Below are 19,139 nucleotides of genomic sequence, written 5' to 3'. Positions count from 1 at the left end.
GAGCGGTCGACCGACCCCGCTCGTCTGTGCGCGGCCTCAGCGCTGCTCGTCCTCGGGCCGCACGGGCTGCGGCTCGGCGCCTGCGGGAGGCGGCGCCCAGGCGGTGGCGGGCGCTTCGGCGACTCCGCCGCGCCCGTCGAGCAGCGTGCGGGCCCGGTTGAGCACCTCGGGATCGACGAGCACGGAGTAGCTCGTCGCGACGACCTGCATCGTCGAGGTGAAGTCGCGGCGGCGACGGTTGACGGCGTAGGAGGCGAGGCCGAAGAGCATCCCGAACCCGGCTCCGAGCAGCACGGCCGCCACCAGGAACGAGACATTCGTCGACGGCGAGAAGATGATGAGCAATAGCCCGAGGAACACACCCAGCCACGCGCCGGAGGCGGCTCCCGCGATCGCGACGCGACCCCAGGTCAGTTTGCCGGTGACGCGTTCGACGCTCTTGAGCTCGGTGCCGATGATCGCGAGCTGGCGCACGGGGAAGTCGGCGCGAGCGAGGACGTCGACCGCAGCCTGCGCCTCCTCGTAGCTCTCGAAGGTGGCGAGGATCTCGCCCCGGGGGATGGTGGGGAACGCCGGCCCGCGGCCGGTGAACGGCGTCTGCTGAGTCACCCTCTCAGCCTCGCACAGCACTCTTGGAGGCTTCTGGGCGCGGAGAGAGAGCACCCCGAAAGCCCGCCATGAACGCTCGGCGTCCGTCGAGTCGCGCGGGTCTAGGTTGGTAGCCGTGAGTTCCGCCAGAGTCTTCGTCGCGCGCTTGGCCGGATGCAGCGTCTTCGACCCGGCCGGCGATCGCGTCGGCAAGGTCCGGGACGTGCTTCTGGTCTATCGCCGACTCGATGCGCCCCGTGTCGTCGGGCTGGTCGTCGAGATCCCCGGCCGCCGCCGCGTCTTCGTCTCGATCGGCAGGGTCACGAGCATCGGCAGCGGGCAGATCATCACTACCGGGCTCATCAACGTGCGCCGCTTCGAGCAGCGCGGAGGCGAGGTGCGCGTGATCGCGGAGCTGCTTGGCCGCCGCGTCAGCTTCGTCGACGGATCGGGGGACGCCACCGTCGAGGATGTGGCGATCGAGGAGGTCGGGCCCGGCGAGTGGCAGCTCGCCCAGCTCTTCGTCCGCCGGCCCAAGACGAGCCCCTCCCCCTTCGCCAAGGGCGCGACTGCCTTCGCCGGCTGGCGCGAAGTACGCGAGAGCGTCTCGACGGAGGCGCAATCCGCCGAGCAGTACGTGGCAAGCCTGTCCGAGCTCAAGCCGGCCGACCTCGCGAGCACACTGCTCGACCTGCCACAGCAGCGGATGCTCGAGGTCGCGGGCGAGCTCTCGGACGACCGCCTCGCCGACGTCCTCGAAGAGATGCCCGAGAGCGAACAGGTCGAGATCCTCGGCCAGCTCGACGACGACCGCGCCGCCGACGTCCTCGACCAGATGCAGCCCGACGACGCGGCCGATCTCATCGCGCAGCTCTCGGATGAGCGCGGCGAGGCCCTGCTCGAGCTGATGGAGCCGGAGGAGGCGGACGACGTCCGCATGCTCCTCAGCTACGCTCCCGAGTCCGCCGGCGGCCTCATGACGACCGAGCCGATCATCGTGTCGGCGGAGGCGACCGTCGCCGAGGGGCTCGCGCTCATCCGCCGTCACGAGCTCGCTCCGGCGCTCGGAGCCGCGGTCTGCGTGACACTTCCGCCCTACGAGCCGCCGACGGGGCGGTTCCTCGGCATGGTCCACTTCCAGCGGATGCTTCGCTACCCGCCGCACGAGCGTCTCGGCACCCTCCTCGACCAGGGAATGGATCCGATCACCCCCGACACCTCCGCGGCCGAGGTGGCCAGGATCCTGGCGAGCTACAACCTCGTCTCGGTGCCCGTGGTCGACGAGTCGCACCGGCTCGTCGGGGTGGTGACGATCGACGACGTGCTCGACTACCTCCTCCCGGACGACTGGCGCAGCCACGGCGACGACGAACCGAGGGCGCCGGTGACGTCGGCGACGCGTAGCGTGCCGGTCGTGGCGCCGGCGAGCCGGGCGAAGACGGGACGACGGGGACGGAGGGGCTCACGTGGCTAGAGACGTCAAGCAGGATCAACGGCTCGAGAACCCCAAGGGGCTCCGCAGCCGTGTGCTGCCCCGCCGCAATCGCCAGAGCAGCGACCGCTTCGGCCGCCTGACGGAGTCGTTCGCCCGGGCCATGGGCACCCCGTGGTTCCTCGTGGGCATGACCGTCTTCTGCGTGTTCTGGCTCGGGTTCAACACCTACGGACCGGAGGATGCGCGCTTCGACTCGCAGGCGCTCGGCTTCACGGTGCTGACGCTCATCCTGTCGCTGCAGGCCTCTTACGCCGCTCCCCTCCTCCTGCTCGCCCAGAACCGCCAGGACGACCGCGACCGGGTGCAGATCGAACAGGACCGTCAGCGCGCCGAGCGCACTCTCGCCGACACCGAGTACCTCGCTCGCGAGGTCGTCGCCCTGCGGCTCGCCATCCGCGACATGGCGAGCAAGGACTTCATCCGCTCGGAACTCCGCAGTCTCGTGGAGGAGCTCGAGAAGGACAGGGCGGAGCCCGCCTCCGCCGAGCGCCGCGATGCCTGACCTCGATCGCGCCGTCCTCGCGGCGCTGGCCGGCGTCCTCGATCCCGAGATCCGCCGCCCGATCACCGAGCTCGACATGGTGGAGTCGGTCCAGGCCGATCCCGACGGAGCGGTGCACGTGGCGATCCGCCTCACGATCGTCGGCTGCCCGGCCGCGTCCGCGATCGAGCGCGACGTCGTCGCGGCCGCCTCCGCCGTGCCCGGTGTCGCCTCGGTCGCGATCACCGTCGGCGTGATGACCCCCGCACAGCGCACCGCGCTCACCGAGCGCCTCCGCGGCTCGAAGCGCGCCATGCCGTTCGGCCCTGATTCACTCACCCGCGTCTACGCGGTGACGAGCGGCAAGGGAGGGGTGGGCAAGTCGACCGTGACGGCGAACCTCGCGGTGGCTCTCGCGCAGCAGGGCCTCGCGGTGGGGCTCGTCGATGCGGACGTGCACGGATTCTCGATCCCCGGGCTCCTGGGCCTGATGCACGAGGGACGTGTCGCCGGGCCGACCCGAGTCGGCGAGCTGATGCTGCCTCCGGTCGCCTACGGCGTGAAGGTCATCTCGATCGGCATGTTCCTCGAGGGCGACACGCGCGGCGCCGCCGTGTCGTGGCGCGGACCGATGCTGCACCGCACGATCTCGCAGTTCCTCACCGACGTCTACTTCGGCGACCTCGACGTGCTGTTGCTCGATCTTCCGCCGGGCACGGGCGACGTGGCGATCTCGATCGGTCAGCTCCTCCCGCATGCGGAGGTACTGATCGTGACGACGCCGCAGCCGGCTGCGGCCGACGTCGCCGAGCGCAGCGGCGCCCTCGCCCGTCAGTCCGGTCAACGGATCGTGGGGGTGGTCGAGAACATGGCGGGGCTGCCCCAGCCCGACGGTTCGGTGCTCGAGCTCTTCGGGAGCGGAGGGGGCGCCGAAGTCGCGCGTCGCCTTGGCGCGGACGGCGAGCCGGTGCTCCTGCTGGCGTCCTTGCCGATCAGTGTCGCCCTCCGCTCGGGCGGCGATGACGGTGTCCCGGTCGTCGTCGGCGCACCAGACGACTCCGCGGCCCAGGCCATCATCGCCCTCGCGCGAAGGCTCTCGGATCGTCCGAGGGGCCTGACCGGTCGTCGGCTGCCCCTCGCGATCGACTGAGCGCGATCGGCTCAGGTGGCCTCTGAATCGATCGGGGGCGGTGCGATGCTCGAGAGCATGCCCGCGCTCACCGAGCGCTGCATGGTCGTGTAATAGCTGTCCTGCGACGACGTCGAGCCGCCCGTGACGACGGGGGCGGCGACCGCCGACGGGGGCTTCACGGTAGGAGCCGAGGTGTCGTCTTCGAGGAGGGCGTCGCGGATGATGCGCCGCGGGTCGTACTGGCGCGGATCGAGCTTGCGCCAATCGACCTCGTTGAACTCCTCGCCCATCTCGTCCTTGACGCGTTCGCGCGCCTGCGTCGCGAACCCGCGCACCTTGCGCACGAGCTGTCCCAGCTGCGCGGCGTAGTGGGGAAGGCGGTCGGGACCCAGCACGAAGACGGCGATGACTCCGATGATGAGGAGCTTGTCGAACGTCAAACCGAACACGAGGACAACCCTAACCCGCCGCGCCTCCCCGGCCGCACGCTCGCGCCACCGTAGCCTGACCGTGCGGGGAGCGCGATCCGCCCACCGCATCGACTAGAGGAGCTCGCCCGTGTCCGACAAGGATGCCAACTGGAAGTACGCCGAGGACGCGATCGTCGAGTCGGAGGCCATCGCCTCCGCCCGCCGGCTCTCGGTCGAGCTGGGCATCGACGCCGTCTCCCCCTCGATCGGAGCGCAGTCCGCCCTGGTCGCGGCGGCGGCGCGCGCCACGTCGATCATCGAGATCGGCACGGGCACCGGCGTGAGCGGCCTCTGGCTGCTCGACGGTGCGCCCGAGGCGATGCTCACCTCCATCGACTCGGAGGCGGTGCATCAGCAACATGCACGTGCGCAGTTCCACGAGGCGGGCATCTCGCCCAACAGGCTCCGGCTCATCCCGGGTCGCGCGCTGGAGGTGTTGCCGAGGATGAACGAGAACTCCTACGACATCGTCTTCGTCGACGGCGATCCGCTCCAGGTCATCGAGAACGTCGAGCACGCCCTCCGCCTGGTGCGACCCGGCGGCACCGTGTTGGTCCCGCACGCGCTCTGGCGCGGCCGGGTCTCGAATCCGGCCCAGCGCGACGAGATCGCGTCGACGTTCCGTCTGTTGGTCGCCGAGGTCTGCGCCTCCCCCGCCGTCGTCAGCGTGCTCTCGCCCATCGGCGACGGCCTGCTGCAGGCCAACAAGCGCCGGGCGTAGCCCGCCGCGCCCCCGCCGAGACGTCGACCTCAACGAGGGAACGCCCGCCGCACCAGGTGCGACGGGCGTTCTCGGTCGTGTAGGTGTCAGGCCGGAGCCACCACCGACGCAAGCGCGTCGTGCAGCTCTTTCGCCTCTGCATCGTTGACCGAGACGACGAGGCGTCCGCCTCCTTCGAGCGGAACACGCACGACGATGAGTCGCCCCTCCTTAACAGCCTCCATCGGTCCGTCTCCGGTCCTCGGCTTCATGGCCGCCATAGAGTTCCCCTTTCGTGACGTATCCCTCTATTATCGCGCATCCGCGGAGCCTCGGATAACCGCGCGCCCCCAACTCGGGTGCGGCCCGATCACGGCGGCGACCAGTCGCCCGGAGTGAAGACCCAGCACAGCAGCAGCCAGACGACCTGACCCATCAACGACGCCGCCACCAGGAAGACGCGGAACAGCGGCGACCGGGGTACCGCGAGCGCGCCGAAGAGCGGGAACATGGGCATCAGAATGCGGAAGGTGCTGGACTGCGGGTAGAAGAAGGCGAAGAGGTAGATGGCGTAGCCGCCGATCCACGTGCGGCTGAAGACATCGAGCCGACGGGCCGACGCCGAGAAGAACAGCGCAAGGAACCCGAGGACGATCACCACGACGATGCCCATGCCGACCATCGGCGAGGAGAACCACAGCTGGCCCCACCACCCCCCGCCCGCGAACCACGAGGTGAACGGGACGAGCTCGTGCTCGCCGATGAACACGGACCTCCACGCGAGCTCGGTGTCGGTGTAGGCCGAGAACGAGCCCGTGACCGCCCACGCGATGAGGAGCCAGGCGAATCCGACGAACAGGCCCCACGCCCCGAGGGCGATCGTGAGGATCACCTCTGACCGCGGGAAGGCGACGCCGGAGCGAACCCTCTGCCAGATCCGGAAGAGGAAGTACAACCCCATCATGGCGGCGATCGCGAGGCCGCTGGGGCGGAGGAGACCGAGCACCAGGATGATGGGGAAGACCCAGCCCCAACGCTTCCGCACGAGGAGGAGGAGCATCGTCGCGGTGAGGAGGATTGCCGCGGATTCGGCGTAGCCGATCTGCAGGATGGGCGACGTGGGTGCGACGCAGAAGAACACGACCGCCATGAGCGACTGACCTTCGCTCAGCGACACCCGGAAAAGGCGATAGAGCACGAGGCAGGCTGCGGCACTGCACAGCAGAGCGACGAGCACGGCGGCGTTCGCCCAGTCGAGGCCCGTCACGGTCATCAGCGCGCGGACCGTGAAGGGATACACAGGCATGAACGCCCACGGGTTCTGCTCGACGAGCCCGGTGGGTGAGAGCGGCAGCACCGACGGGTAGCCGGTCATGCCGATCGTCTGGTACCAGCCACCGTCCCAGGTCGTCGCGAAGTGGACGTAGGTGTCCCGCAGACCGGTCCACGGCACTCCCTGGTGGACCACGGCCAGGCGCAGCATGATCGCCGTCGTCACGACTCGCGTTACCACGAACACGGCGAGGACTTGGAGCCACCAGGGGAAGAGTCGGCGCCAGCTCGATCGCGAGGGCGCGGAGGCCTCCGCGGTCGCGGGCATCGTCATCTCGGCGGTCATGACGCGGATCCGGCATGGAGCGCGGGAGATCCGGAATCGATCGTCGATCTGTGTGGTCGGGAAGGCCACGCGAGGTGCGACGGAAGACGTCGCGGCTCACCGGCTACAGCGAGGAGAGACATTCCGATGAGCATAGCGGCGAGGCGGAGGCACATCTGACCCGCCGCGCGGGATTCGCGCGGCATCTCTGGCCCGATCACGGGGGTGTCCAGTCGGAGCCGACCACGGCCCAGCAGATCGAGATCCACACGACCTGGCCGGCGATCCCGAGCGCGACCATCACGATCCGGAACAGCAGCGAGCGCGGGACGGCGAGCGCTCCGGCCAGCGGGAACATCGGGCTGAGGAGGCGGAACGTGCTCGACTGCGGGAAGAAGAAAGCGAAGAGGTAGACGGCGTAGCCGGCGACCCACGCACGACTGAAGAGGTCGAGGCGACGCGTCCAGGGCGCCGCGAGGATGCCGAGGAAGGCCAGCACGAGCGCGATCACGATCGTGATCCCCAGCGAAGGGGTGCCGAACCACCACGTGCCCCACCAGGCTCCGCCCTGGAACCACGAGGTGAAGGGCAGCAGCTCCTGGTAGCCGATGTAGGCGGACCGCCACGCCAGCTCGGTGTCGGTGTAGGCCGTGGCCGATCCGGTCGCCGCCCACGCGATCGCGGGCCAGAGCAGACCGACGACGAGGCCCCACGCGGTCAGTGCGACGACGGGGAGCCAGTCGGCACGAGGGAACGGCTCGCGCGAGCGGCGGAGGAAGCGGTAGACGACGTAGAGCCCCATCGCGGCCGCGAAGGCGAGCCCGCTCGGGCGGGTCAACCCGAGCAGCAGAACCACCGGCGCCACCGCGAGCCATCGGCGTCGCACGAGCAGCAGGAGCACGATCGCCGTGAGCAGCATCGCCATCGACTCGGCGTAGGCGAGCTGCAGCAACGGCGACGTGGGCGCGACGCAGAAGAACAGGATCGCGACGAGCGACTGCGACTCCGTGAGCGAGTGCCGGAACAGCCGGTAGAGCACAAGGCAGGCGGCGGCGGCGCAGAGCACAGAGATGGCGACGGCGGCGGTCGCCCAGCCCAGCCCGGTCACGATCATGACGAGGCGCACCACCCCGGGATAGAGCGGCATGAACGCCCACGCGTTCTCGCCGACGTTGCCCGTCGCGGTGAGCGGAAGCTCCGACGGATAGCCTCCCATCGCAATGATCTGGTACCAGCGGCCGTCCCAGATGGTCGCGAAGTCGACGTACGAGGGCGCGGGCCCGGTCCAGAAGTTCGCCTCCTGCTCTGCGGCGAACCGCAGCAGGATGATCGTCGTCACCACGCGGGTCAGCACGAAGATCACGAGGACCCGGGCCCACCATGGGATCAGCCGCAGCCACACGCGCATCGGCGAGGAGAGCCGCACCGTCGGAGTCGTCACGAGGACCCGTTCAGCCACCGGCGCAGGCGCTCGGCACATGCGGTGATCTCGTCGATGGCGACGCGCTCGTCGTCGGCATGGGCGCGGAGGGGATCGCCCGGCCCATAGTTGACCGCGGGAACGCCCAGTGCCGAGAAGCGCGCGACATCGGTCCAGCCGTACTTAGGCTTCGCCTCCACCCCGAGCGCGTCGAGGAAGTCGAGGGCGAGCGGCGCATCGAGACCGGGTCGCGCGCCCTCCGCGAGATCGACGACCTCGACCTCGAAGCCGGCGAAGAGCTCGCGGAGGTGCCCGACAGCCTCCTCGCCGCTGCGGCTCGGAGCGAACCGGTAGTTGACGTGCACCGTGCAGAGATCGGGGATCACGTTGCCTGCGACTCCCCCCGAGATGCGGACCGCGTTGACGCCCTCGCGGTAGACCAGGCCCTCCACCTCGACCTCGCGTGGCTCGTAGGCGGCGAGACGCTGGAGGATCGGCGCGGCGGCATGGATCGCGTTCTCGCCCACCCAGCTCCGCGCGGAGTGGGCGCGCACCCCGTGGGTGATGACGTCGACGCGCAGGGTGCCGTTGCATCCTCCCTCGACCGCGCCGCCCGTGGGCTCGCCCAGCACGGCGAAGTCGGCGGAGAACAGCTCCGGACGGTGACGGGCGAGGCGGGCGAGGCCGTTGAGCTCGGAGGCCACCTCTTCGTTGTCGTACCACATCCAGGTGATGTCGACGGCCGGCGTGGAGAGCTCGGCCGCGAGGACCAGCTGGACCGCGACGCCCGCCTTCATGTCGACCGTTCCGCGACCGACGAGGTACTCGACGCCCTCCACGACGGTGCTGCGCACCGGCAGGTTGTCGTTGATCGGGACCGTGTCCAGGTGCCCCGCGATCACGACACGCTTCGCTCGGCCCAGGTTCGTGCGCGCGACGACCGTGTCGCCGTCGCGGAGGACCTCGAGGTGCGGGTATGACGAGAGGGCGAACTCGACGGCGTCGGCGAGAGCGCGCTCGTCGCCCGAGACCGAAGGAATGTCGCAGAGGACCCGGGTCAGGGCCACCGGATCGGAGCGGAGATCGAGAGCGGTGACGTCGGTCGGAGCGAGCATGCGACCAGGGTACTGGGCCGTTCGTGCGCGCTACCCTGATCGGCATGACCCCCGAGCACCCCGCAGACTCCGCCGCGCCCGCCTCCGCCTGGGGATACGGCCTCGCCACGATCGCCTCCGACGGGACGGTCCTCGACACCTGGTTCCCGGAGCCGCGGCTCGGTGCGATCCCCGCCGGCCGCGATCCGTGGATCGTGCCCGCCGAGTTCGAGGAGCTCGCGAGCGAAGACCCGCGCCGCGAGGTGCGCATCGACGTCGTGACGCTGCAGATCGACACGCAGGCGCCTCCCGCCTCGACGTCGGACGCCTACCTGCGCCTGCACCTGCTCTCGCACCTGCTGGCCGCGCCCAACACGGTGAACCTCGACGGGATCTTCGCGCACCTTCCGAACGTCGTGTGGACGAACGCCGGCCCCGTCTCGCCAGAATCGTTCACCCGGCTGCGTCCTTCACTGCGCCGGCACGGGATCCAGGCGACCGGGATCGACAAGTTCCCGCGCCTCACCGACTACGTCACCCCCGAGAAGGTGCGCATCGCCGACACCTCCCGCGTGCGCCTCGGCGCGCATCTCGCACCGGGCACCACCGTCATGCACGAGGGCTTCGTCAACTTCAACGCGGGCACCCTCGGCAGCTCGATGGTAGAGGGGCGTGTCTCGCAGGGCGTCGTCGTCGGCGACGGCTCCGACATCGGCGGCGGAGCCTCGATCATGGGCACGCTCTCGGGTGGCGGCGTCCAGCGGGTGTCGATCGGCGCCCGGGCGCTCCTGGGCGCCAACTCCGGAATCGGGATCTCGATCGGAGACGACTCGGTCGTCGAAGCGGGCCTCTATGTGACCGCAGGCACCAAGGTCGTCGTCGTCGGGGCCGCGCCGCTCCCCGACGGGAGACCGCACACCGTCAAGGCCGTCGAGCTCTCAGGAGTGCCCCGCCTGCTCTTCCGCCGCAATTCGTTGACGGGAGCGGTGGAGGTGCTCGCCCGCGCCGGCGCCGGGATCGAGCTCAACGCCGCTCTGCACGCCTGAGCGCTCCGCCGGTCGAGCGGCACCGCACGACGGCCGTCCGACCGGCGGTGAACGGTGTCAGCGGCCGGCGGGCCAGTGGCGCTCGGGCGAACCGATGTAGAGCTGTTGCGGGCGGCCGATCTTGGTCTGCTTGTCCGTGTTCATCTCGCGCCAGTGGGCGATCCAGCCCGGGAGGCGACCGATGGCGAACAGCACCGTGAACATCCGGCTCGGGAAGCCCATCGCCTTGTAGATGACTCCCGTGTAGAAGTCGACGTTGGGGTAAAGGCGACGCTCCTTGAAGTAGTCGTCCTCGAGCGCGAGCGCCTCGAGCTCCATCGCGATGTCGAGCAGCGGATCCTTGACGCCGAGCGCCTGGAGCACCTCGGACGCGCTCTCCTTGACGAGCTTCGCGCGCGGGTCGTAGTTCTTGTACACCCGATGACCGAAGCCCATCAGGCGCACGCCCTCCTCTTTGTTCTTCACCCGCTCGACGAAGGTCGACACGCTCTCGCCCGACTCCCGAATGCGCCCGAGCATCGTCAGCACCGCCTCGTTGGCGCCACCGTGCAGCGGGCCGAAGAGGGCATTGATGCCCGCCGAGACGGAGGCGTAGAGGTTGGCCTCGGTGGAGCCGACGAGACGAACGGTCGAGGTGGAGGCGTTCTGCTCGTGGTCCTCGTGCAGGATCAGGAGGCGATCGAGCGCCTTCGAGAGGACGGGGTCGATCTCGTACGGCTCGGCCATCGTGCCGAAGTTGAGCCGGAGGAAGTTGTCGACGAAGCTCAGCGAGTTGTCCGGGTAGAGGAACGCCTGGCCGATGCTCTTCTTGTGTGCGTATGCGGCCATCACGGGCAACTTCGCGAGGAGGCGGATGGTGGTCAGCTCGACCGCCTCCTGGTCCTTCGGGTTCGAGCTGTCCTCGTAGTAGGTGGACAGCGCCGAGACCCCCGCCGAGAGAACCGACATCGGGTGCGCGCTGTGCGGGAGGGCGTCGAAGAAGCGCTTGAGGTCTTCGTGCAGCAGGGTGTGGTGCCGGATGCGGTCGTCGAACTCGGCGAGCTCGTCCGCCGTAGGCAACTCGCCGTAGATCAGGAGCCAGGCCGCCTCGAGGTAGGTCGAGTTCGTCGCGACCTCCTCGATCGGGTAGCCGCGGTAGCGCAGGACGCCCTTGTCCCCGTCGATGTAGGTGATCTGCGACTTCGTCGCGGCGGTATTCACAAAGCCATAGTCGAGCGACATGAAGCCGGTCTGCTTCGACAGCGTCGAGAAGTCGATGCTCGAGGAGCCGTCGACGCTGCGCAGCACGGGGAACTCCGCGGTGCGGTCGCCGAAGGTGAGGGTGACCTTCTCGGGCAGCGACGGCTCGGCGTCGATCGGGGCCGCGACCGCCTCGGGTGTCTCCACCGTCGCGGTTCCCTCGCTCTGTGTGCCGGATTCGGTCACAACGCCTCCCAGGTCGTCGCGGTCGCACCCGGAAGCGCTCGCACGGAGCGGGCGGCGCCGGGTCTGGATGGTGGCTGGGCCGGGGCCGTGTGTGGCGACGTCGACCGAACCTCCTACAGCCTATGGGCAAAGCGGAGGCAGTACGTCACCGACCAGCTCTGGGCGCCGAGCGTTGTCGCTTCCCTCCAGATGCAGCCCTCCGTGCCGACCGGTTCGATCAGGCCCAACCCTCGAGCCGGCGCGCGGCGGCCTCGATCCGCTCATCCGTCGCGGTCAGCGAGAGACGGACGTGCTCCGGGAAATGCTCGCCGTAGAAGACCCCCGGGCCGGCGAGGATCCCGTGCTGAGCAAGGCGCTCGATCGACTCCCACGCCGCCCGACCCTCGGTCGCCCAGAGGTAGAGGCCGGCCTCGCTCCTGTCGATCCGGAAGCCCGCGGCCTCGAGCGCCGGGCGGAGGCGGTCACGACGCGCACGGTAGCGCTCCTTCTGCTCGACCACGTGGAGGTCGTCGCCGAGCGCGACCACCATCGCCTCCTGTAGCGGCGCCGGGAGGATCATTCCGGCGTGCTTGCGTACCGTGACGAGCCGCGCAATGAGGGCCGGGTCTCCTGCCACGAAGGCGGCGCGATACCCGGCGAGATTGGACTGCTTGCTCAGCGAGTAGACACCGAGCACACCCCGCCGATCGGGGCCGACGACCCGCGGGTCGAGGATGCTCGGGATCGCCTCTTCCGCCCAGCGGCCGTCCCAGCCGAGCTCGGCGTAGCACTCGTCGCCCGCGATCACGGCACCCAGCTCACGAGCTCGTGCCACCGCACGTCGCAGAGCGGGCACATCGAGCACGGCCCCGTCAGGGTTGCCCGGCGAGTTGAGCCAGACGAGTCGCGTCGACTCTGGCCACTCGTCGGGGTCATCGGAGGCGAGCACCCGGGCGCCTGCGATCGCGGCGCCCATCGCATAGGTGGGATACGCCGCTGTGGGGTGGACGACTACGTCGCCTTCGCCGAGGCCGAGGAGGAACGGCAGCCAGGCCACGAGCTCCTTGGAGCCGATCGTCGGCAGGATCTCGTCGAGGCCGAGCCCGTGGACGGCCCGCCGACGGGCGAACCAGCCGGCGATCGCCTCCCGTAGCGCCGGAGTGCCGACGGTGGTGGGGTAGGCGTGGGCGTCGGTCGCGCGGGCGAGAGCCTCGCGGATCGGCGCGGGAGTGGGGTCGACGGGCGAACCGATCGAGAGGTCGACCAGGCCGTCGGGATGCTCGGCGGCCAGCCGCGAAAAAGGGACCATGAGGTCCCACGGGTAGTCGGGCAGCGCTCCGAGGGCCACGGCGGAGCCGCTCAGTGGCTCTGCGGGGGCAGGGCGGCGATGACGGGGTGGTCTGCGGCGATCACGCCGACCTTGGCGGCGCCTCCCGGAGAACCGATCTCGTCGAAGAACTCGACATTAGCCTTGTAATAATCAGCCCACTGCTCCGGCAGATCATCCTCGTAATAGATCGCCTCCACCGGACACACCGGCTCGCACGCCCCACAATCGACACACTCATCAGGATGGATATAGAGGGAACGCTCCCCCTCATAAATGCAATCCACCGGACACTCATCGATGCAAGCACGATCCTTCACATCGACACACGGAAGTGCGATCACGTAGGTCACGGCGCTCCAGATCCCTTCGAACAGTGGTCTCTATCGTACGGGGGCGGGCGGCGCGCCCGTGGCCGCCGGACGCGCCTCCCGGCGCGTGACCCGGGGCCAGGCGATCACGACGAGCGCGATCAGCGCGGGCAAGAACGTCCAGGCGACGCCGAGACCGTTCGCCGGGACGAGCACGGAGCCTCCGACGCTGCGCAGCGCCAGCAGACCGTTGACGCCGAGGAGACCCATCGCGACGCAGAGCGCGACGAAGCGGTCGGCCATCACGATCCGGAGGCCGAGCAGCACCAGGAGGACGGCCAGGAGGGAGGCGACGAGCCCGACGGGCAGGTCGACGCCTCCCACGGTGACGACACTCTGGTGGGCGATGGTCGTGATCGTGCCGACGACGGCGCCGATCGCGATCGAGACGACTCCCGAGACGAGGCGGGAGCCGAGCCCCGGTCGGTCGACGACCACGGGGTCGGGCAGGGAGCCTGCGACCGCCGGGCGAAAGCGTTCGACGGCTGCGATCGCGAAGGACGGCCCACTCGAGAGCCGTGCCCGGTCGCCCTCGACGACCAGTTGGGTCGCGTGCGCCTCTAAGGCGGCACGCTTGCGGGCGAGGTCGTCGGGAGTCAGCTCGACGACGACGTCGCCCGGGGCGGGCGCCGAGGACTCGGGCAGCACGGCGAGATAGCGCAGTCCGAGCTGCTCGGCGGCCAGCAGAGCGACGCGCGCGGTGCGCACGTGGTCGGGATGGCCGTATCCGCCTCCCGCGTCGTACGAGAGCACGACTCCCGCGTCCACCTGGCGGAGGACGGCGACGAGGTCGGCGACCTCCTCGTCCTCGTCGGCGGCGGTGAGGGCGGCGGGGTGCACCGGCTCGAGCGGGACAGGCACCCGCCCCGGGCCCCACTGCATTCCGGAGTCGCGGTAGACCCGCGGAGGCAGGCCCGGCGCGCGTGCGCCGGCCTCGCCGAGGAAGCGGTGATCGCCGACGCCGAGGGCGGTGAGTGCGACGACAAGTTCGGCGGTGCGATGCGCGGCGAGTTCCTCCGAGCCCTCGAGCCCGGCCAGATCGTCCGGTATCACCTCTCCGCACTCGCCGCGCGTCGCAGTGACGACAGTCACCGCGACACCGTTCGTCACGAGCTGCGCGAGCGTGCCGCCCATCGTGATCGTCTCGTCGTCGGGGTGCGCGTGCACCGCGACGACCCGCTCCCCCGCTGCACTCCGGCTCGCGTCCACTCTTCGCCTCTCCTGCCTGGTCGGCCCGCCGCGCATCACGTCCGGAGACGGATGTCCCGTGTCTCGTTCCGCAACTCATCTGGACACGACCGGAGTCGCGCACTACTGTCGACTGCGGTAAGGCAAGGCTTACCGAACAATTCGGCTCGTCGCCGAACGCACTCGACCGAACGCATCAGGGCGGAGCCGCCCTCCTCGTCCACGAATCGACAAAGAGAACACGCGTGCTCGCAAACTACCTCATCGGCCTCCGCGAAGGCCTCGAAGCCGGACTGGTCGTCGGCATCCTCGTCGCCTACCTGACGAAGCTCGAACGACGCGACGTGCTGCCGCGCCTCTGGATCGGCATCGCGGCGGCGATCGCGATCTCGCTCACCACGGGCGCGATCCTCACGTGGGGCCCCTCGACCCTCTCGTTCCAGGCGCAAGAGCTCATCGGAGGGGGACTGTCGGTCGTCGCCGTCGGGCTCGTCACCTGGATGATCTTCTGGATGGGCGCGAACGCGCGGAGCCTGAAGGGCGAACTCGAGTCCAAGCTCGACGGCGCCGTCGCCGGCTCGGCCATCGGCATCGTCATCCTTGGCTTCATCAGCGTGGGCCGCGAAGGCATCGAGACGGCCCTCTTCGTCTGGGCCAGCGTCTCCTCGAGCAGCGCCGCCTCCGGAGACGGCGCGTGGGTCGGCACCCTCGGCGCGCTCCTGGGCATCCTCAGCGCCGTCGTGGTCTCGTATCTGATCTTCCGTGGATTCGTGCGGATCGACCTCCGCCGCTTCTTCACCTGGACGGGAGCGTTCCTCATCCTCGTGGCCGCCGGCGTCCTCGGCTACGGCGTGCACGACCTCCAGGAGGCGTCGCTGATCCCCGGCGCGGGCACGCCGCTGTTCAGCCTCGGCGCGATCCTCCCGGCTCCCCTGACGGCCCTGCTCGGCGGTCTCTTCAACTACACGCCCGAGCCGACCGCCCTGCAGTTCCTCGCGTGGCTGCTGTACCTGATCGTCGTGGGAGCCCTCTTCGTCCGCCAGGTCCGCCTCCGCCGGCCGCGACGGGGCAGCGCCGCCCCGACGACAGCTCCCGCCACCACCACCGTCTGACTGCCGCCGACTCGCTCGGTCCCGCCTCGAACCACAGGAGATCCATGTCCTCGCGCGCTCGTCTCGCCCGCCTCCCCCGCTGTGCCGTCAGCCTCGCCGGCGCCGGCGTGCTCGCGATGATCCTCGCCGGCTGCGTACCCAACACGGCTGCCTCCTCGACGGGGGCGCTGTCGGTGGCCATCAAGGACGACTCCTGCGACGTCTCTGCCTCGACGGCCCAGGCCGGAGCCGTCAGCTTCGCGCTGCAGAACACGGGCACCGACGTGAACGAGTTCGAGATCCTGGCCGAGGACAAGCTGCGGATCGTCGGCGAGAAGGAGAACGTGGCCCCCGGGCAGAACGTCTCGTACGTCGCGCAGCTCGAGCCGGGCACGTACTACACGGCGTGCAAGTTCCAGCAGGTCGGCGCTCCGGTCGGGATGAGCGAGTTCACCGTCACCGGTGAGGCCACTGCGCAGTCCTCTGACGAGAAGGCGGCCACCGACGCAGCGGTCACGAACTACGTCGCGTACATCACGTCCCAGGTCGGCGAACTCGTTCCCGCGGTCGCCGCGTTCGTCCAGGCCTACGAGGCAGGCGACGACGAGAAGGCGCGCAGCCTGTTCGCCTCGACCCGTGTCTTCTACGAGCGGATCGAGCCGACCGCCGAAGCCTTCGGCGACCTCGATCCGAAGATCGACTACCGCGAGGTCGACGCCGTGGCCGAGGGCCTCGACTGGACGGGCTTCCACCGCATCGAGAAGGACCTGTGGGCTCCGGCGCCGGGCGCCCTCAACTCGGATGGCACGAGCGCGACGCTCGACTGGTCCCCCTCCACGCCGGAACAGCGCGCGACGTTCGGCCAGAAGCTCGTCGATGACGTGAAGAGCCTGTCCGATCTCGTGAACGCCCCCTCCTTCACCGTGTCGGTCGCGGACATCTCGAACGGTGCGATCGGCCTGCTCGACGAGGTGGCCGCCGGCAAGATCACCGGCGAGGAGGACTGGTGGTCGAGCACCGACCTCAGCGACTTCGCCGCGAACGTGCAGGGCGCGGAAGTGGCGTTCGGCAACGTCGAGCCCCTCGCGACCGCGACCGGCGGCGATGGCGCCCAGCTCACCGCGCAGATCACTCAGCGCTTCTCCGAGCTCGACGCGCTGCTCGCCAAGTACGGCTCGATCGACTCCGGCTTCGTCGCGTTCTCGACGCTGACGGACGCGCAGAAGAAGGAGCTCTCGGACCAGGTGAACGCCCTCTCGGAGCCGCTCTCGCAGCTCACCCACACCGTGCTGGGCGTTGCAGAGCCGGCGGCCTGATGGAGCAGGGACACGACGGTACGACCGTCGCCACGGATCCCGTCGAGCCGCCGGCGACAGCCACCGAGCAGCCCCGCCGCCTTTCGCGGCGCGGGCTGCTCGGCCTCGTCTCGGCGGGGACGGCGGGTCTCGCGGTCGGCGTCGGGGGCACCGTCGCCGTCGGCGCCGCGACGACGACCACCGGCACCCGCGCGTCCACCACGGTCCCGTTCTTCGGCGCGAACCAGGCCGGCGTGACCACAGCCGCCCAGGATCGCCTGCACTTCGCTGCCTTCGACGTCGCCGCAGGCACGACCCGGGACGAGCTCGTCGAGCTGCTGCAGGACTGGACCCTCGCGGCCTCGCGCCTCACCCAGGGCCTCGAGGTGACCGAGGAGGGCGCGGTGGGCGGCCCCGACACGGCGCCTCCCGCCGACACGGGCGAGGCGCTCGGGCTCGACGCCTCCTCGCTCACGCTCACCTTCGGATTCGGCCCCAGCCTCTTCACCGACGAGTCCGGCACCGACCGGTTCGGGCTCGCCTCCCGACGCCCCGACGCCCTCCAGACGCTGCCCCGCTTCCGCGGCGACGCCCTCGTGCCGGCAGCCGGCGGAGGCGACCTCTGCATCCAGGCGTGCGCCGACGATCCGCAGGTCGCCGTGCACGCGATCCGCAACCTCAGCCGCATCGCCTTCGGGCGCGCCTCGCTGCGCTGGTCGCAGCTCGGCTTCGGGCGGACCTCCTCGACCTCGACGGCCCAGGTCACTCCGCGCAACCTCTTCGGCTTCAAGGACGGCACCGCCAACATCAAGTCGGAGGAGGCAGACGCGGTCGACGAGTTCGTCTGGGTGCAGGAGGCCGACGGTCCGGCGTGGCTCACGGGCGGCAGCTTTCTCGTGGCGCGGAAGATCCGCATGATCGTCGAGACCTGGGATCGGAGCCAGCTCGGCGAGCAGGAGCGCGTCATCGGACGCAGCAAAGGCTCGGGAGCGCCGATGTCGGGGGGAACGGAGTTCACCGAGCCCGATCTCGCGGCGACCGGAGTCTCGGGCGCGCCGCTGATCGACAAGGAGGCGCATGTCCGACTCGCGCACCCGACGGTCAACAAGGGCGCGCGCCTCCTGCGCCGCGGCTACAACTTCGTCGACGGCAACGATGAGCTGGGACGCCTGAACGCGGGGCTGTTCTTCCTCTCGTTCCAGCGTTCGCCCGACCAGTTCGTCACGGTGCAGCGCTCACTCGCGAACGATGCGCTCAACGAGTACATCAAGCACGTGGGCTCGGCGATCTTCGCCGTGCCGCCGGGGGTGCGCGACGAGAACGACTTCGTCGGATCGGGCCTGTTCGCCTGATGCCCTCGCGGAGCCTGAGAGCATCCGCATCCGCTCCCAGCGCCTCCCTGGCGCCCTCCTGGTCCGCCCCGAGGGCCTCTCACTAGCCTCGCGACAATGTCCGGGACCAGCAAGAGCACGATGACCAAGCGCGAGCGGCGAGAGCTCGCTCGGGCGCAGGCGCGCGAACAACGCGAACAGGCACGGAGACGGCGCCGGCGCAACCGGATCCTCGCGCAATCGGGCGCGGCGGTCGGCCTCCTCGCCGTCGTCGCCCTGGTCGCGTGGAACGTGTGGTCACAGCAGGAGGTCGGGAGCATCGGCCCGGCGAACATGCTGAGCGACGGCATCGTCTTCACCGGAAGCGACTCGGCGATCACCGCACTGACGACTCCGGCACTGCAACCCGACGCCCAACCGATCGCCACCGACGAGTCGGCGCCCCGGGCGAACGGGGTCGCGACGATCGATCTCTACGTCGACTATCTCTGCCCCTACTGCGGCCAGTTCGAGAAGACCAACGGCGATCAGCTGCAATCGTGGCTGAAGCAGGGCATGATCACGCTCGAGATCCACCCGATCGCGATCCTGGACGCCTCCTCGGCCGGGTCCGACTACTCCAGTCGTGCCGCGAACGCTGCGGCATGCGTCGCGGCCGACGATCCCAACCACTTCCTCGCCGTCAACACCGCCCTGTTCGCGAAACAACCGGCGGAGGGGACCACCGGGCTCGACGACGACTCGCTGCGCTCGCTCGTCACGGACGCGGGCGTGACCGACGATCAAGTGCTGGCGTGCATCACGAGCGGCGAGTTCAGACCCTGGGTCGCTGCGGCGACCCAGCGCGCCACCACCCAGCCCCTCGCGAACTCCTCGCTCGCGAAGCTGAAGTCGACTCCGACGGTTCTCGTCGACGGCCAGGAGTACACGGGCAAGCCCGACGACGCATCCGCCTTCGAGTCGTTCATCACCTCGACCGTCGCGGCCACCCCGCCCGGCGACGCTCCGGCTCCTCCCCCCACGACGACTCCCGGGGGCTAAACGACGACGCCGCACGGCGTCCGTCCGAGCGGGTCTGCACATCGTGCAGCGCTCGGGACGGCCGCCGT

Annotated in this window: 19 protein-coding genes; 9 read left to right on the top strand and 10 right to left on the bottom strand. The window is 69.8% G+C overall.

The window, feature by feature from the left end:
* Positions 1–36: 36 nt before the first annotated feature.
* A complete protein-coding gene (locus ITJ45_RS13290; RefSeq protein ID WP_194610576.1) occupies positions 37–609 on the bottom strand; it encodes a general stress protein in 573 nt (190 codons plus the stop codon).
* A 115-nt stretch (positions 610–724) separates the two neighbouring features.
* Between ITJ45_RS13290 and ITJ45_RS13285 the strand changes: the two genes are divergently transcribed.
* The 3 genes from ITJ45_RS13285 to ITJ45_RS13275 are packed head-to-tail and all read left to right on the top strand — an operon-like array spanning position 725 to position 3,714.
* Positions 725–2,062 carry a magnesium transporter MgtE N-terminal domain-containing protein gene (locus tag ITJ45_RS13285; protein ID WP_194610578.1) on the top strand — a complete coding sequence of 446 codons (1,338 nt, stop codon included), beginning with the start codon at positions 725–727 and terminating at the stop codon, positions 2,060–2,062.
* Entirely contained in the window at positions 2,055–2,585 is a 531-nt protein-coding gene (locus tag ITJ45_RS13280; protein WP_194610580.1) for a DUF1003 domain-containing protein, read from the top strand. The genes ITJ45_RS13285 and ITJ45_RS13280 overlap by 8 nt, the downstream gene beginning before the upstream one ends.
* Entirely contained in the window at positions 2,578–3,714 is a 1,137-nt protein-coding gene (locus tag ITJ45_RS13275; RefSeq protein WP_194610582.1) for an Mrp/NBP35 family ATP-binding protein, read from the top strand. Before ITJ45_RS13280 ends, ITJ45_RS13275 begins: the two co-directional genes overlap by 8 nt.
* Before the next feature lie 11 nt (positions 3,715–3,725).
* Here the strand turns inward: ITJ45_RS13275 and ITJ45_RS13270 are convergent, their stop codons facing one another.
* On the bottom strand, positions 3,726–4,145 hold the full coding sequence (locus ITJ45_RS13270) for a twin-arginine translocase TatA/TatE family subunit (protein ID WP_323743030.1): 420 nt from the start codon (positions 4,143–4,145) through the stop codon (positions 3,726–3,728).
* 109 nt (positions 4,146–4,254) lie between these two features.
* Here ITJ45_RS13270 and ITJ45_RS13265 point away from each other — a divergent pair, with 109 nt between their 5' ends.
* On the top strand, positions 4,255–4,887 hold the full coding sequence (locus ITJ45_RS13265) for an O-methyltransferase (RefSeq protein ID WP_194610587.1): 633 nt from the start codon (positions 4,255–4,257) through the stop codon (positions 4,885–4,887).
* Between the two features lie 86 nt (positions 4,888–4,973).
* Here the strand turns inward: ITJ45_RS13265 and ITJ45_RS13260 are convergent, their stop codons facing one another.
* From ITJ45_RS13260 to dapE, 4 genes are all read right to left on the bottom strand, one after another.
* The gene (locus ITJ45_RS13260) at positions 4,974–5,147 is read right to left on the bottom strand and encodes a DUF3117 domain-containing protein (RefSeq protein ID WP_159856411.1); all 174 of its coding nucleotides are present in this window, start codon (positions 5,145–5,147) and stop codon (positions 4,974–4,976) included.
* Between the two features lie 89 nt (positions 5,148–5,236).
* Positions 5,237–6,484: a hypothetical protein gene (locus tag ITJ45_RS13255; RefSeq protein WP_194610589.1), complete on the bottom strand. Its 1,248-nt coding sequence runs from the start codon at positions 6,482–6,484 to the stop codon at positions 5,237–5,239.
* A 196-nt stretch (positions 6,485–6,680) separates the two neighbouring features.
* Complete coding sequence (locus ITJ45_RS13250; RefSeq protein ID WP_323743033.1) at positions 6,681–7,922, bottom strand: hypothetical protein; 1,242 nt, start codon at positions 7,920–7,922, stop codon at positions 6,681–6,683.
* On the bottom strand, positions 7,901–8,998 hold the full coding sequence (dapE, locus tag ITJ45_RS13245) for a succinyl-diaminopimelate desuccinylase (protein WP_194610592.1): 1,098 nt from the start codon (positions 8,996–8,998) through the stop codon (positions 7,901–7,903). Before dapE ends, ITJ45_RS13250 begins: the two co-directional genes overlap by 22 nt.
* 44 nt (positions 8,999–9,042) lie before the next feature.
* On the opposite strand from dapE, the gene dapD reads away from it, so the two are divergent.
* Positions 9,043–10,023, top strand: coding sequence for a 2,3,4,5-tetrahydropyridine-2,6-dicarboxylate N-succinyltransferase (dapD, locus tag ITJ45_RS13240; RefSeq protein WP_194610594.1), 981 nt, complete (start codon positions 9,043–9,045; stop codon positions 10,021–10,023).
* Positions 10,024–10,080: 57 nt separating this feature from the next.
* Here the strand turns inward: dapD and ITJ45_RS13235 are convergent, their stop codons facing one another.
* The 4 genes from ITJ45_RS13235 to ITJ45_RS13220 all read right to left on the bottom strand — a co-directional run bounded on the left by ITJ45_RS13235 (position 10,081) and on the right by ITJ45_RS13220 (position 14,334).
* Positions 10,081–11,379 (bottom strand): citrate synthase, encoded by a 1,299-nt coding sequence (locus tag ITJ45_RS13235; protein WP_194610831.1) that lies wholly within the window; start codon positions 11,377–11,379, stop codon positions 10,081–10,083.
* 286 nt (positions 11,380–11,665) lie between these two features.
* Positions 11,666–12,775, bottom strand: coding sequence for a succinyldiaminopimelate transaminase (gene dapC / locus ITJ45_RS13230; RefSeq protein ID WP_194610596.1), 1,110 nt, complete (start codon positions 12,773–12,775; stop codon positions 11,666–11,668).
* An 11-nt stretch (positions 12,776–12,786) separates the two neighbouring features.
* Complete coding sequence (fdxA, locus tag ITJ45_RS13225; RefSeq protein ID WP_194610598.1) at positions 12,787–13,107, bottom strand: ferredoxin; 321 nt, start codon at positions 13,105–13,107, stop codon at positions 12,787–12,789.
* A 30-nt stretch (positions 13,108–13,137) separates the two neighbouring features.
* Positions 13,138–14,334 carry a PIG-L family deacetylase gene (locus ITJ45_RS13220; protein WP_194610600.1) on the bottom strand — a complete coding sequence of 399 codons (1,197 nt, stop codon included), beginning with the start codon at positions 14,332–14,334 and terminating at the stop codon, positions 13,138–13,140.
* Between the two features lie 224 nt (positions 14,335–14,558).
* On the opposite strand from ITJ45_RS13220, the gene efeU reads away from it, so the two are divergent.
* The 4 genes from efeU (at position 14,559) to ITJ45_RS13200 (ending at position 19,071) form a co-directional block, all read left to right on the top strand.
* On the top strand, positions 14,559–15,425 hold the full coding sequence (gene efeU, locus ITJ45_RS13215) for an iron uptake transporter permease EfeU (RefSeq protein ID WP_194610603.1): 867 nt from the start codon (positions 14,559–14,561) through the stop codon (positions 15,423–15,425).
* A gap of 44 nt (positions 15,426–15,469) precedes the next feature.
* Entirely contained in the window at positions 15,470–16,720 is a 1,251-nt protein-coding gene (gene efeO, locus ITJ45_RS13210) for an iron uptake system protein EfeO (RefSeq protein WP_194610605.1), read from the top strand.
* Positions 16,720–18,051: an iron uptake transporter deferrochelatase/peroxidase subunit gene (gene efeB, locus ITJ45_RS13205; protein ID WP_194610607.1), complete on the top strand. Its 1,332-nt coding sequence runs from the start codon at positions 16,720–16,722 to the stop codon at positions 18,049–18,051. The genes efeO and efeB overlap by 1 nt, the downstream gene beginning before the upstream one ends.
* 96 nt (positions 18,052–18,147) lie before the next feature.
* Positions 18,148–19,071 (top strand): DsbA family protein, encoded by a 924-nt coding sequence (locus tag ITJ45_RS13200; RefSeq protein WP_194610609.1) that lies wholly within the window; start codon positions 18,148–18,150, stop codon positions 19,069–19,071.
* Positions 19,072–19,139 lie beyond the last annotated feature (68 nt).

Origin of the sequence: Rathayibacter sp. VKM Ac-2879, assembly GCF_015351245.1 — a bacterium.
Classification (GTDB): Bacteria; Actinomycetota; Actinomycetes; order Actinomycetales; family Microbacteriaceae; genus Rathayibacter.
Note: the sequence above shows the minus strand (reverse complement) of the source record. Positions and strands in the feature narration are given on the sequence as shown.